Origin of the sequence: Streptomyces sp. NBC_00237, assembly GCF_026342435.1 — a bacterium.
Taxonomy (GTDB): domain Bacteria; phylum Actinomycetota; class Actinomycetes; order Streptomycetales; family Streptomycetaceae; genus Streptomyces.
This window is the reverse complement of sequence record NZ_JAPEMT010000005.1, coordinates 389,158-401,024: the sequence shown is the minus strand read 5'-3', so window position 1 is coordinate 401,024 and position 11,867 is coordinate 389,158. Positions and strand designations below refer to the sequence as shown.

The window sequence follows — 11,867 nt, the reverse complement described above, 5'->3', positions numbered from 1 at the left end:
TGCCTGCGGCATGGTCGCCCGGCACAGCGGTCTCCCACATGCCACTTTAAGCCTCCCACCTGCACAAACGTTCACTTTGGGCAGCCATAGCACTTCCTTGTGTCACCGGTCGGGGCGTAAGGGGGGGCGCAGAGGTGGAATGTCTCATTCACTGTCCTGGCCCCCCTGGTGTGCACGCCCGCGCCCATGCAGACTGCCCACAGAAAGCGGGGGCGTGAACGGGGGCGAATCACGGCGTCCACCCATGCGGAAGACCAGCGGAAGACCAGCGGAAGACCACAGGAGGGAGGCGAACAGGCAATGGCGGAGCCCGACTTCAGCGTGCTGGGGGTACGGATCGAGCGGTGGCCACGCTCGCTCACCAGGGCGGGACAGGTCGTCGTCCGGGACGGCGTACTGGCACTGCTGAGAAGTGACGGCCAGCTGATCGACAGCGCGCCGCTGAGGGCGGTGACCGCGGGCAGGCCGTGGTTCGCCGGTGGCGACCGCACGGTGGCCCGGCTCAACGGCATCCGGTACCGGCTGACCTCCGCCGAGGCGGGCGGGCGGCTCCTGGACGCGCTCCGCTCCGTACGGAAGGCCGGTGGTGCGGCGTCCGGTGGGGCAGGCGGCGCGACGGGTGGTGCGGTGGGTGGCTGACGCGACGCGAGTTGCGCGGTGCCACCCGCTGGGTCACCCTGGCGATATCTCACGCAGGGTGCGTCGGAGGTGACGCTGCGATCCAGTCCGTCACTCCGGCAATGATCCGCACCCTCGCCATCGAAGCTCATCGAAGCTCTTCGACCGCCTTCCGGATCTCACCCCGGGGAGTCGCAGCAGTGATCAGCCAGCCCAGCAGGCACTGCACGGTGGAGCTCCAAGCTGCGCCGTCACGCATCGGCCAAGTGCGCAGGATCGTCTCCGCGCACTTGCGCTACTGGCATCTGGACCCGTTGATAGACCAGGCGTCGCTCGGGGTCACCGAGCTGCTGACCAACGTCCATCGGCATGCCCAGCCCGACAAGACGTGCACCGTGGAGATGGAGCTGCTCTTCGACCGGCTCACGGTCTCCGTCCACGACCACGATCCCCGGCCGCCCCTGCTGTGCGAGGCGGACCCGTCCGACACCGGAGGGCGCGGACTCGCGCTCATCGCGGCGGTCAGCGACGCCTGGGGAGTGCGCCAGGACGGGGAGGAGGGCAAGACCGTGTGGTTCGCCCTGCCCACGTCCCTGCCCGCGCCCCTGCCCACGTCCCTGCCCGCATCTTCAACGGCCCCTTCGGCCGCGCCGGAGCCCGTACCGGAGTCCGCGCCGGTGGCCCTGACGCCGCGCCCTGAGCGCGAGCGCGGTAAACGCGACCGGACGGCCCGGTCCGCCGCGGTGGGCTGACCGGACCGTCCAGGTCGGTCCGGTCGTCCCGGACCGGCACGGGTCGGCCCGCCGCTGCGGACCGACCGTCACGGCATGACCCGTCAGGCCATGCCGCCCTTCCCCCGGAGCGGCTCCTCCGTCCTGCCGAACTGCTCGTTCAGGACGGAGAGCCTGCGCCAGTACTCGTCCTCGTCGATCTCACCGGTGGCGAAGCGCCGCCCGAGGACGGTGATCGGCGACTGCTCGCCGTGCCCGCGCTCCTGGCCCGCCCGCCCGTGGCCCTGCCACGGTCCGCCGCGCCCGGGACCGCGCCCCCTGCCCCGCCACACGGTGCGGCGCAGCAGGGTGACGACGCCGAACACGACGGCCGCCCAGACCAGCGGGACGAACAGCAGCCAGGGGCCGGGGCCTTCGTGCGCAAGGGTGTTCATGGGGTCCAACTCCTCGGTGTCGATGGGGTGCTACCGAGGATGTGCCGGGGCGGGGGTGCGGGTCGTCGTACGGGCAGCGGCCGTTCGCGTACGTCCCTGGGAGTACGGGGAGGACCTGGCGGTGCTCCCCGGCGGCGTCCCTGCTGTACGGCATCCCTGCTGTACGGCATTCCTGCTGTACAGCGTTCCTGCTGTACAGCGCCCCTCCTGTACGGCGCTCCGGCTAGCGCGGTGCCCCGTACCAGCGCCACTCGTCCAGGCGTGCCCTGCCCGGGAGTTCGCCCCGGCCGGTGGCCCAGAGCAGGGTGGGCCAGGGAGCCGTGTCGGCGGGGACGTGCGGGAAGAGCCGGTGCAGGGTGCGGGCGCACAGGTCGGCGGGCGGCTCCCAGGCGTCGAGGCCGAGGCCGGTGGTCAGGTCGTGGGTGTGCACGAAGAGCTCGACGATGCTCATGGCGGCGAAGCCCTCGGGGTCGGAGTCGCCGTAGACGTGATAGGCCCTGGCCTCGGGGGACTTGACCGAGGCCACGGCGCACATGAGTCCGGCGGCCGAGTCGAGGACGGCCAGGAGCCCTTCGACCCCCGCCGCACGGTCGGCGCGGACGGCGTTCCTGGGAGCGCCGGGACTCTCGGGCGTACGACGGTGGGGCAGGTTGGATCCGATGCGTTCGACGGCCAGCCGGGACGCGTAGGCGAACAGGTCGTCGACCAGGTGCTCGGCGGTCTCCCAGCAGTCCCACTCCAGCTCACCGGCCGGGACGCTCCAGTCGGCGTCGCGGGCGGGGCGCAGGGCCGCGATGCAGAGGTCGGTGGCCCGGCGGACGTCGGCGGAGGCGAGGGGCGCTTCGGCAGGGGTGAGGGTCATGGGCGGACCGTACCAAGTGATCTTCGTACGGCCATGAGGTGCCCGGCGCCTACGCGCCCGCGCCGACCGCCAGCGCCGAGAGCGGATCGTCCAGCACCGGCTGCCACGCCAACTCGGCCGCCCCCACAAGGGAGTTGTGGTCCAGGGTGCTGGGGAGGATCGGGACGCTGCCGCTGCGCCCCCACAGGCTGCGGTCGGCGACGACGGCGCGCAGGCGTTCCGGGGCGGCGGCCAGGAGCGCCTGGTGGAGGCCGCCGAGGACGATGCGGTCCGGGTTGAGGATGTTCACGAGTCCGGCGAGACCGAGGCCGAGCCGGTCCACGAGGGACTCGGCCGCCGTCCGTACGGCCAGGTCCGCGTACTCCTCGCGGAGCAGGTCGCGGGACTGCTGGAGCAGCGAGACCTCGGGTCCCGGGGTGCGCCCTGCGGCGGCCAGGAAGGCGAGCGGGTCGGTCTCGACGTCGAGGCAGCCTCGGCTGCCGCAGTGGCAGGGGCGGCCCTCGGGGTGGACGGTGAGGTGTCCCACCTCCAGGGCCAGGCCCGAACTCCCGCTGTGCAGACGGCCGTCGAGGACGAGCGCGCCGCCGACACCCCGGTGGCCGGTGGCGACGCACAGCAGGTGCTTCGCGCCGCGGCCCGCGCCGTGCCGGTGTTCGGCGAGGGCGGCGAGGTTGACGTCGTTGCCGGTGAAGGCGGGGCCTTCGATCCCGGCGGCGGCGACGCGCTCGGCGAAGATCTCGCGGACCGGGGCGCCGGGGGTCCAGGCGACGTGGATCGGGTTGAGGGCGGTGCCCTCGGGCTCGGCGACGGCGGAGGGCACGGCGAGTCCGGCCCCGGCGCAGCGGCGTCCGGACTCCTCCAGCAGTTCCGCGCCCGCGTCGACGACCGCACCGATGGCCCGGGCGGGGTCGGCGTCGATGTCCTGGCAGCCGGGGGCGGTGGCCACGATGCGCCCTCCGAGGCCGACGAGGGCCACGCGGTAGCCGTCGGAGTGCACCTGGGCGGCGAGCACGACGGGGCCGGTGTCGTCCACGGTCAGCCGGTGCGAGGGGCGGCCCTGCGATCCGGCGGCGGCGCCGGGGTTGGAGTCGACGCGGATCAGGCCCAGCGCTTCGAGTTCGGCGGCGACCGCGCCCGCCGTGGCGCGGGTCACCCCGAGTTCGGCGGTGAGGACGGCGCGGGTGGGGGCGCGGCCCGTGTGCACGAGTTCCAGTGCGGGTCCGAGCGCACCCCGTCCCCGGTCCAACTTCGTCCTGGCGCTGGTCACCCTGGTCCCCTCGGCGTTCATGCAAGCGAGTCTGCCACGCCCCGGGAGCGCCTTGCCCCGTTCAGGGGACTCCCCCTATGCTGACTTTGTGCCGAACCTAAACAAAGTCCGGACGGCCGCATCGGGGGGACCGGGCCACCGCCCCGCCGTACCCTCCCTCTCCCGTCTCCGCACCGCTCTGACCCTCTTCTTCGCCCTCGACGGCTTCCTCTTCGCGGGGTGGGTAGTCCGCATCCCGGCCATCAAGGAGCAGACCTCCGCGTCGGCTGGCGCGCTCGGCCTCGCCCTCCTCGGGGTGTCGGCGGGAGCGGTGATCACCATGACGATGACCGGGCGGCTGTGCGGCCGCTTCGGCAGCTTCCGCGTGACCGTGGCCTGCGGAGCGCTGCTCTCGCTGAGCGTCGCGCTGCCGCCGCTGACGCACTCGCCGCTCGCGCTGGGGCTCGTCCTGCTGGTGTTCGGCGCGCTGTACGGAGGCATCAGCGTCGCGATGAACAGCGCGGCGGTGGACTTCGTGACCGCACTGCGCCGCCCGGTGATGCCCAGCTTCCACGCGGCGTTCAGCCTGGGCGGCATGGTCGGCGCGGGGCTCGGCGGGCTGGTCGCGGGCGGCCTCTCACCACTCGTCCACCTGTCGTCGCTGACGCTGGCGGGGCTGGCGCTGACGGCGACGGCGGGGCCGACGCTGCTGCGCGAGTCGAAGAAACTGGAGCGTGGGGCGGGCGGCGCGAAGATCCGTACGAAAGCGCTGACCGCCCGTACGGGATCACCTGCTGTCGGCTCCCCCGCCCCCAGGGGGTCCCGCCGCGTCGTCGCGCTCTTCGGGATCATCGCCCTGTGCACGGCGTACGGCGAAGGAGCGATCGCCGACTGGGGGCCGCTGCACCTCCAGGAGGACCTGGGCGCACACCCCGGGACAGCCGCCGCCGGATACTCCCTCTTCGCCCTGGCGATGACGATCGGCCGCCTCACCGGCACCACTCTCCTGGAGCGGCTCGGCCAGACCAGGACCCTGGTGCTCGGCGGCGCGACGGCCGCCGTCGGCATGCTGCTCGGCTCCCTCGCGCCCACGCTGTGGCTCGCCCTCCTCGGCTTCGCCGTGACGGGGCTCGGGCTGGCGAACATCTTCCCCGTCGCGATCTCCCGGGCGGGCGAGCTGGCCGGACCGAGCGGGGTCGCCGCCGCGTCCACCCTCGGCTACGGCGGCATGCTGCTCGGCCCGCCCGCCATCGGCTTCCTCGCCGACGGGCTGTCGCTGCCGACCGCGCTGACGACGGTGGCCGTGCTGGCGGCGGGCGCTTCCTGCCTGGGGCTGCTGGCGCGGACGGCCGGGCAGACCCCGGGATCGGCCGTGGGCCCCGGTGTCCGCATGGGCAGCCCTGAGTAGGGGTACTCAGGCCGCTACTCAGGCGGAACCTCCGCCTCGGGGGCACGATGAGATCTCACCGTCGAACCGTCCGGGGGGACGAGATGAAGGATCACCACGCGCACGGCTTCGTACAGCTCACCTTCCGCAACCCCGCCTCCGTGGTCTACCTGTCGCTGGTGACCGTGGCCGCGGTGTTCGTGACCGTCGACATGCTGTTCGTCACGCACGACGACGCGTCGCTCGCCGGGGTCTGGCTGTTCCTGCTCGCCGCGCCCACGGTGTTCCTCTTCATGATCGGCGGGGACCTGCTGCCGGGCGGGGTGGCCGACTCCGCCGCGTACCTCTATCCGGCGCTCGTCCTGTCCGTGCTGATCCAGTCGTTCGCACTCGGGGCCTTCGTCCGCCTGCTGCGCGGTGAGCGGCACGCCCGGGCGCGGAGCGTGCCGGGATCGGCCGTGTGAAGCTCAGCCGGGTTGAGCTCGACCGTGCGAGCATCGGCCGTATGAGAATCGACGAACACATCGAATGCCTCTCCCGCGAGGGCGAGTTGCTGGCCGCGACGGCCGAACTGGCGGGCACGTCGGCCGAGGTGCCGACCTGTCCCGGCTGGCGGGTGCGCGACCTGGTGCGGCACACCGGCATGGTGCACCGCTGGGCGACGGGCTTCGTGACACAGGGGTACCGGGAGTACCGGCCGGACGAGGGCGAACCGGACCTCGACGGGGCGGAGTTGCTGGCCTGGTTCCGCGAGGGCCACGCCGCACTGGTGGGGGCGCTGCGGGAGGCCCCGGCGGACCTGGAGTGCTGGACCTTCCTGCCCGCGCCGTCGCCGCTCGCGTTCTGGGCCCGGCGGCAGACGCACGAGACGACCGTGCACCGGATGGACGCGTCGTCGGCCGCAGGCCAGCACGTGGTGGACGCGCAGCGGGACTTGGCCCTGGACGGCATCGACGAGCTGCTGACCGCCTTCCACGCGCGGGGCCGCAGCCGGGTGCGGACGGAGAAGCCCGGCACGCTGCGGGTCCGGCCGACCGACGGCCCACCGGAGGCGGTGTGGACCGTACACCTGTCGCCCGACGGTCCGCCCCGTACCGTACGGGACGACGAAGGCCCGGCCGACGCCGAGCTGAGCGGAACCGCCGGGGCGCTCTACGCGGTGCTGTGGAACCGGGCCCCCGTGGAGTCGGCGACCCTGACCGGTGATGCCCGACTCGCCGATGTCTGGCGGGAGTTGTCCGCGATCACCTGGAACTGACGTTCCCCCGGCCGGGAACGCGGGGATACTCCACGGCATGGGGAACAGGACGCGGGCACAGAGCGACGCCATCACGATCGAGATCGGATACGCACTGGTCAGCGCCTTCGTGCTGGCCGTGGTGACGTTCGCGGCGGTGGCCGTGCCTGCGGACCTCCTCCTCGATCTCCCGGCGGCCTGGACGCGCGGCCTGCGGATCACGGCCGGTGCGCTGGCCGTGACCGTCTTCGTCGTCCGGGTCGTGCACGTGCTGTGGGGCTACCGGGGCGCGCCCGGCACTCAGCCCAGCCAGCCGGGCCGCACCAGCCCCGACTCGTAGGCCAGCACGACGAGTTGGGCCCGGTCGCGGGCACCCAGCTTGACCATCGTCCGGCTGACGTGGGTCTTGGCGGTGAGCGGACTGACCACGAGGCGCCGGGCGATCTCCTCGTTCGACAGGCCCATGCCGACGAGCGCCATCACCTCCCGTTCCCGCTCGGTGAGCGCCCGGAGGACGGCCGCTTCGGCGGGCTCCTTGGACCGGGCGGCGAACTCGGCGATCAGTCGTCGCGTCACCCCGGGCGACAGCAGCGCGTCCCCCTCCACCACCGCAGTGACCGCCCTGACCAGTTCCTCGGGCTCGGCGTCCTTGACGAGGAAGCCGGAGGCACCGGAGCGGATGGCCTCGAAGACGTACTCGTCGAGCTCGAAGGTGGTGAGCATGACGACGCGTACGCCGTCGAGGGCCGGGTCCTCGGTGATGCGGCGGGTGGCGGCGAGGCCGTCGAGGCGGGGCATGCGGATGTCCATGAGGACGACGTCGGGCCGCAGTTCCGTCACCAGCGCCACCGCCTCCTCGCCGTCGCCCGCCTCGCCCGCCACCTCGATGCCGGGCTGAGCACCGAGCAGGGCGCGGAATCCGGCCCGTACGAGGGCCTGGTCGTCGGCGAGCAGTACGCGGATCACGGAGTGTCTCCTCCTCGAAGGTTCCGACTCAGCGGAATGTCGGCGTCCACCCGGAAGCCGCCGTCGGGGAGCGGACCGGCCTCGATCGTGCCACCGAGGGCTGCGGCGCGCTCCCGCATCCCGGCCAGTCCGTTGCCGCTGCCACCGGCCTCGTCGCCGGTGGCGGGCCCGACGTCGTCGATCCGGAGCCGGACCGTACCCGGTGCGTACGTGATCAGGACATCTGCAGTACGGGAACCGGAATGCCGGACGACGTTGGTGAGGGCCTCCTGCACGATGCGGAAGGCGGCGAGGTCGGTGCCGGGCGGAATCCGGGGCGGCGCGTCGCCCGCCGTTCTCGTACGGACCGACAGCCCGGCGGCGGCGGCCTGTTCGACCAGCTCGGGCAGCCGGTCGAGACCGGGGGCGGGGGCCCGGGGAGCGTCACCGGGCGTCCGCAGGGTGTCCAGCACCTGGCGCACCTCCCCCAGGGCCTCCTTGCTGGCGGACTTGATGGTGCTGAGCGCGGTGCGGGCCTGTTCGGGGTCGGTGTCGAGGAGGGCGAGGCCCATGCTCGCCTGGACGTTGATCACCGAGATGCTGTGCGCGAGGACGTCGTGCAGTTCGCGGGCGATGCGCAGCCGCTCCTCGTCGGCGCGCCGCTTCTCGGCTGCGGCCCGCTCGGCGCGGGCCTGCCGACGCTGCTGGTGCTTGACGCGGGCGAGTTCGGCGGCGGCGAGGATGACGGCGAGCCATGCGGCGACGACGCTCTCCAGGCCCCAGGGGGCGGGCCCGTCACCGGCGGGCGGCAGCCACCGGTACCACCAGTGCCCGATGAGCAGGTGACCGCCCCAGAGCATGCCGACCGCACACCAGGCGGCGACCCGGCGACCGTGCACGACCGCACTGAAACACGCCACGGCGGCGGTCAGGAAGACGGGCCCGTACGGATGGCCGCCCGCCAGGTACGCGAGCACGCTGCCGGTGGCCACGAACGCGACGACGGCGGGAAGCCGGTGCCGCCAGAGGAGGGTGGCGGCCCCGCCGAGGAGCAGCAACCGGGCGAGGGCGTCGAGGTGCTCGCGGTCGCCCTGTGCGGCCTGCTGGGCGAAGTGCGACCCGACGAAGACGACGAAGGCCACCGCGAGGGTCGAACGCCAGGGCAGCCCGGCGATCCCGGCCCGGTGCTCGCGGCCCCAGGGCGGCCCGGCGGACCCGGACCGGTGCTCCCGTTCCCGGGGCGACCCCTCCCCCGGGAACGGCCTCCGCCCGCGCACGCGCCCGCGACCGGCCAGGTCCGCTCTTCCGCCTCGTCGCTCCATGCGGCACACGCTAGACGGCACGACGGGATCGGGGCGTCGACCGGAGGGGGTGGGCGGACGTACTTCGAGGGGAGTACGGGGGCGGTGCAGCCGATGCGGCGCTACGGAGCGCGCATTACGGAGCCCGCACCACGGAGCCCGCACCACGGAGCCCGTGCTACGTCCTGGGCAGGCCGACCTTCTCCGCCAGGCCGCTCGCCGCGTGGGCGAAGAACGCCTCGCGTTCCTCCACCACCCGGTGAAAGTGCCCGAACACCTCGAAGGAGATCAGCCCGAACAGCTCCGCCCACACCGCCACGAACCCGATCGCCACCGCCCCCGGCAGATCCGGTGCGACATCGGCCGTCAACCGCTCCGCCTCGGGGAGCAGTCCCGCCGGAAGCCGTTCCACCGCGAGCCCCCGCGTCGCGTGGGCGTCCCGTGCGATCGAGATCAGTACCGTCATGGTCCGCGCAGCGGGTACCGCCGTGGTCTGCGGCGCGCTGTAGCCGGGCACCGGCGATCCGTACAGCAGGGCGTACTCCTGCGGATGGTCGAGCGCCCACCTCCGTACCGCGAGACACACCCGTACCCACCGCTCCCGGTGCCCCACCCCGGCGGACTGCCGCACGAGGGCCTTCTCCGCCGCTTCGCCCACCGCGTCGTACGCGTCGGTGATCAGCGCGGTCAGGAGGTCGTCCCGGCTGGGGAAGTAGCGGTAGAGCGCGGAGGACACCATGCCCAGTTCCCGCGCGACCGCGCGCAGCGAGAGCTTTGCCGCGCCCTCGACCGCGAGCTGTCTGCGGGCCTCCTCCTTGATGGCCGCCGTGATCTCGGTCCTGGCCCGTTCCCTGGCTCCCTGTGTGGTGCTCATGGGGAGCAGTCTGACATCGACCGAGAGCACTGCACAACAACGAGAGCACCGCACCACAAAAAGAGCGCCGAACAGAAAAGAGAGCACTGCTCTTGCTTTAGAGCACCGCTTCACCGCAGACTGGTGCTCACAAACGAGAGCAGTGCTCTCGGATTCCCGGACAGACCCCTGAAAGGACCCCACCATGACCAGCAACAACACCAGCAGCGGCAGCGGCAGCACCCACTACGTCAGGCCCAGCCGCGTCGGCAACCTCCTCAACGGCACCGTCGGCTGGCTCGCCCGCCACGGCGTCAGCCTCCTGGGTTCGGCCGAGCTCTCCGTGCTCGGCCGCAAGAGCGGCGAGTGGCGCCGGGTGCCGGTCAACCCACTCCCGTACGAGAACGGCCCCTACCTGGTCTCGGCACGCGGGCACTCGGAGTGGGTTCGCAACATGCGCGCGGCCGGTGGCGGGAAGCTCCAAGTGGGCCGCCGGACACAGGAGTTCACGGCCGTCGAGCTGCCGGACGCCGAGAAGCCGGTGATCCTGCGGAAGTACCTCAAGAAGTGGGGCTGGGAGGTCGGCCGGTTCTTCGGGGACGTCACCGTCGACTCCACCGACGAGGAACTGCTCGCCGCCGCCCACAAGCACCCGGTCTTCCGCATCACGCTCAACGGCAACCGCACGGGCACCACCACGGGCACAGGCACGGGCACGGGCACGCAAACGAAGTGACCCGCCGCCCCACAGGGCCGACGGGTCACCGCTTCACGCAACGAACTCAACGAACGCACTCGGCGCACTCACCTGGAGCAGGAGCAGATCAGCTCTCGTCCGGCTTGCGCTCCTCATCGGGCTTGCGCCCCTCATCCGCCGTGCGCACTACGTCCCCCTTGTGCACCGCGTTCAGCGCCCGCTGCGCCATCGGGTGCATGCGCACCAGTTCGGCCAGCGTCGTCTGCCCACGCGTGATGCGGGCGAACGCGTTCCACGCGGGCCGCAGCCCGGTGATCGCGGCGTGCAGCAGTCCCGGGTGGCGTTCGAACTGGGTCAGCATCCGCTTGCCGACGCCCATCTCCACACCCAGCCCCGCCTTGATCGCGAAGGCGTAGTTCAGGGCCTGCCGTCGGGCGTCGACGGCATCCTGCGCCTCGGCGATCCGCACCGCCCACTCCCCCGCCAGCCGCCCCGACCGCAGGGCGAACGAAATCCCCTCCCGGGTCCACGGCTCAAGAAGACCCGCCGCGTCCCCGCACACCAGCACCCGGCCGCGCGACAGCGGCGACCCGGCCGCCCGGCAGCGCGTCAAGTGCCCGGAGGAAACCGACGGTTCGAATCCGGCGAGCCCCAGCCGGGCGATGAAGTCCGTCAAGTACTGCTTGGTGGCGGACCCTTCACCCTTCGCGGCGATCACGCCGACCGTCAGCGTGTCCCCCTTCGGGAAGACCCACCCGTAACTCCCGGGAATGGGGCCCCAGTCGATGAGCACCCGCCCCGCCCAGTCCTCGGCGACCGTCTTCGGCACCGGGATCTCGGCCTCCAGGCCGAGGTCGACCTGGTCGAGCTCGACCCCGACGTGTGCCCCTATCCGGCTGGCGCTGCCGTCCGCGCCGACGACCGCCCGCGCGAGGACGGTCTCCCCGTCGGCCAGCACCACGGCCGCCGTGCGCCGGTCCGGCACCGCCGACCCGTGCTGCTCGACCCGGGCGACCGTCACACCGGTACGCAGCACCGCGCCCGCCTGCTGCGCGGACTCGACCAGCCGCTGGTCGAACTCGGCCCGGTTGACCAGGCCGAACAGCATCCGCCTGGACTTCCTGGTGCGCGTCAGCTTTCCGTCCAGGGAGAAGGTCACCGCGTGGATGCGGTCCTGGAGCGGCAGGACGAACCCGGGCGGCAGGCTGTCCCGGGACGGGCCGATGATGCCTCCCCCGCACGTCTTGTAACGGGGCAGTTCGGCCTTCTCCAGCAGCAGGACACGACGCCCCGCGCTTGCCGCCGCGTGCGCAGCGGAAGCCCCGGCCGGTCCTGCCCCGACCACCACGACGTCCCACACGGGCCCGCCGTCCTCGTCCCACTCGTGTCCGGCGTCTGCTGCGGCGTCTGCGTTCTCGCTGCTCACGATGTGCTTCTGCTCCTGATCCGACCCGTGGCCCATGCTTTCCTGCGGCATCCTACGGCGCGGAGGAAGCCGGGTCCGCTGTGGGAGGATCGGTCATGTCTTCGTCGTACACACACCTGTCCGCGCAGCA

General features: G+C 72.6%; 14 protein-coding genes. 7 read left to right on the top strand and 7 right to left on the bottom strand.

The window, feature by feature from the left end:
• Positions 1 to 300: 300 nt before the first annotated feature.
• Both OG897_RS37580 and OG897_RS37575 read left to right on the top strand, forming a co-directional pair.
• The gene (locus OG897_RS37580) at positions 301 to 639 is read left to right on the top strand and encodes a hypothetical protein (protein WP_266664365.1); all 339 of its coding nucleotides are present in this window, start codon (positions 301 to 303) and stop codon (positions 637 to 639) included.
• Positions 640 to 818: 179 nt separating this feature from the next.
• Positions 819 to 1,370: an anti-sigma regulatory factor gene (locus tag OG897_RS37575; protein ID WP_266664363.1), complete on the top strand. Its 552-nt coding sequence runs from the start codon at positions 819 to 821 to the stop codon at positions 1,368 to 1,370.
• Between the two features lie 83 nt (positions 1,371 to 1,453).
• Here OG897_RS37575 and OG897_RS37570 read toward each other — a convergent pair whose 3' ends face one another.
• The 3 genes from OG897_RS37570 to OG897_RS37560 form a co-directional block, all read right to left on the bottom strand.
• Positions 1,454 to 1,783 (bottom strand): SHOCT domain-containing protein, encoded by a 330-nt coding sequence (locus OG897_RS37570; RefSeq protein WP_266664361.1) that lies wholly within the window; start codon positions 1,781 to 1,783, stop codon positions 1,454 to 1,456.
• A gap of 223 nt (positions 1,784 to 2,006) precedes the next feature.
• Positions 2,007 to 2,645: a hypothetical protein gene (locus OG897_RS37565; protein WP_266664359.1), complete on the bottom strand. Its 639-nt coding sequence runs from the start codon at positions 2,643 to 2,645 to the stop codon at positions 2,007 to 2,009.
• Between the two features lie 49 nt (positions 2,646 to 2,694).
• A complete protein-coding gene (locus tag OG897_RS37560) occupies positions 2,695 to 3,933 on the bottom strand; it encodes an ROK family protein (RefSeq protein WP_266664357.1) in 1,239 nt (412 codons plus the stop codon).
• A gap of 67 nt (positions 3,934 to 4,000) precedes the next feature.
• Here OG897_RS37560 and OG897_RS37555 point away from each other — a divergent pair, with 67 nt between their 5' ends.
• The 4 genes from OG897_RS37555 (at position 4,001) to OG897_RS37540 (ending at position 6,855) form a co-directional block, all read left to right on the top strand.
• The gene (locus OG897_RS37555) at positions 4,001 to 5,299 is read left to right on the top strand and encodes an MFS transporter (RefSeq protein WP_266664355.1); all 1,299 of its coding nucleotides are present in this window, start codon (positions 4,001 to 4,003) and stop codon (positions 5,297 to 5,299) included.
• Positions 5,300 to 5,382: 83 nt separating this feature from the next.
• On the top strand, positions 5,383 to 5,742 hold the full coding sequence (locus OG897_RS37550; protein WP_266664353.1) for an SCO4225 family membrane protein: 360 nt from the start codon (positions 5,383 to 5,385) through the stop codon (positions 5,740 to 5,742).
• Positions 5,743 to 5,783: 41 nt separating this feature from the next.
• Complete coding sequence (locus OG897_RS37545; RefSeq protein WP_266664351.1) at positions 5,784 to 6,536, top strand: maleylpyruvate isomerase family mycothiol-dependent enzyme; 753 nt, start codon at positions 5,784 to 5,786, stop codon at positions 6,534 to 6,536.
• A gap of 37 nt (positions 6,537 to 6,573) precedes the next feature.
• On the top strand, positions 6,574 to 6,855 hold the full coding sequence (locus OG897_RS37540; RefSeq protein ID WP_266664349.1) for a DUF6332 family protein: 282 nt from the start codon (positions 6,574 to 6,576) through the stop codon (positions 6,853 to 6,855).
• Here OG897_RS37540 and OG897_RS37535 read toward each other — a convergent pair.
• The 3 genes from OG897_RS37535 to OG897_RS37525 all read right to left on the bottom strand — a co-directional run bounded on the left by OG897_RS37535 (position 6,816) and on the right by OG897_RS37525 (position 9,635).
• Positions 6,816 to 7,481, bottom strand: coding sequence for a response regulator transcription factor (locus OG897_RS37535; protein ID WP_266664347.1), 666 nt, complete (start codon positions 7,479 to 7,481; stop codon positions 6,816 to 6,818). The genes OG897_RS37540 and OG897_RS37535 overlap by 40 nt on opposite strands.
• Positions 7,478 to 8,782, bottom strand: a complete 1,305-nt coding sequence (locus OG897_RS37530) for a sensor histidine kinase (protein WP_266664345.1) — start codon at positions 8,780 to 8,782, stop codon at positions 7,478 to 7,480. Before OG897_RS37530 ends, OG897_RS37535 begins: the two co-directional genes overlap by 4 nt.
• Before the next feature lie 157 nt (positions 8,783 to 8,939).
• Positions 8,940 to 9,635: a TetR/AcrR family transcriptional regulator gene (locus tag OG897_RS37525; protein ID WP_266664343.1), complete on the bottom strand. Its 696-nt coding sequence runs from the start codon at positions 9,633 to 9,635 to the stop codon at positions 8,940 to 8,942.
• A gap of 184 nt (positions 9,636 to 9,819) precedes the next feature.
• Here OG897_RS37525 and OG897_RS37520 point away from each other — a divergent pair, with 184 nt between their 5' ends.
• Positions 9,820 to 10,350 (top strand): nitroreductase family deazaflavin-dependent oxidoreductase, encoded by a 531-nt coding sequence (locus tag OG897_RS37520; RefSeq protein ID WP_266664341.1) that lies wholly within the window; start codon positions 9,820 to 9,822, stop codon positions 10,348 to 10,350.
• An 88-nt stretch (positions 10,351 to 10,438) separates the two neighbouring features.
• Here OG897_RS37520 and OG897_RS37515 read toward each other — a convergent pair whose 3' ends face one another.
• Positions 10,439 to 11,773, bottom strand: a complete 1,335-nt coding sequence (locus OG897_RS37515; protein ID WP_266664339.1) for a geranylgeranyl reductase family protein — start codon at positions 11,771 to 11,773, stop codon at positions 10,439 to 10,441.
• Positions 11,774 to 11,867: the final 94 nt, after the last annotated feature.

Excerpts from the sequence above, each read along its gene's own strand:
- OG897_RS37580 (WP_266664365.1), top strand. The coding sequence starts at position 301 with ATGGCGGAGCCCGACTTCAGCGTGCTGGGGGTACGGATCGAGCGGTGG.
- OG897_RS37570 (WP_266664361.1), bottom strand. The coding sequence starts at position 1,783 with ATGAACACCCTTGCGCACGAAGGCCCCGGCCCCTGGCTGCTGTTCGTC.
- OG897_RS37565 (WP_266664359.1), bottom strand. The coding sequence starts at position 2,645 with ATGACCCTCACCCCTGCCGAAGCGCCCCTCGCCTCCGCCGACGTCCGC.
- OG897_RS37560 (WP_266664357.1), bottom strand. The coding sequence starts at position 3,933 with ATGAACGCCGAGGGGACCAGGGTGACCAGCGCCAGGACGAAGTTGGAC.
- OG897_RS37550 (WP_266664353.1), top strand. The coding sequence starts at position 5,383 with ATGAAGGATCACCACGCGCACGGCTTCGTACAGCTCACCTTCCGCAAC.
- OG897_RS37545 (WP_266664351.1), top strand. The coding sequence starts at position 5,784 with ATGAGAATCGACGAACACATCGAATGCCTCTCCCGCGAGGGCGAGTTG.
- OG897_RS37540 (WP_266664349.1), top strand. The coding sequence starts at position 6,574 with ATGGGGAACAGGACGCGGGCACAGAGCGACGCCATCACGATCGAGATC.
- OG897_RS37530 (WP_266664345.1), bottom strand. The coding sequence starts at position 8,782 with ATGGAGCGACGAGGCGGAAGAGCGGACCTGGCCGGTCGCGGGCGCGTG.
- OG897_RS37525 (WP_266664343.1), bottom strand. The coding sequence starts at position 9,635 with ATGAGCACCACACAGGGAGCCAGGGAACGGGCCAGGACCGAGATCACG.
- OG897_RS37520 (WP_266664341.1), top strand. The coding sequence starts at position 9,820 with ATGACCAGCAACAACACCAGCAGCGGCAGCGGCAGCACCCACTACGTC.
- OG897_RS37515 (WP_266664339.1), bottom strand. The coding sequence starts at position 11,773 with ATGGGCCACGGGTCGGATCAGGAGCAGAAGCACATCGTGAGCAGCGAG.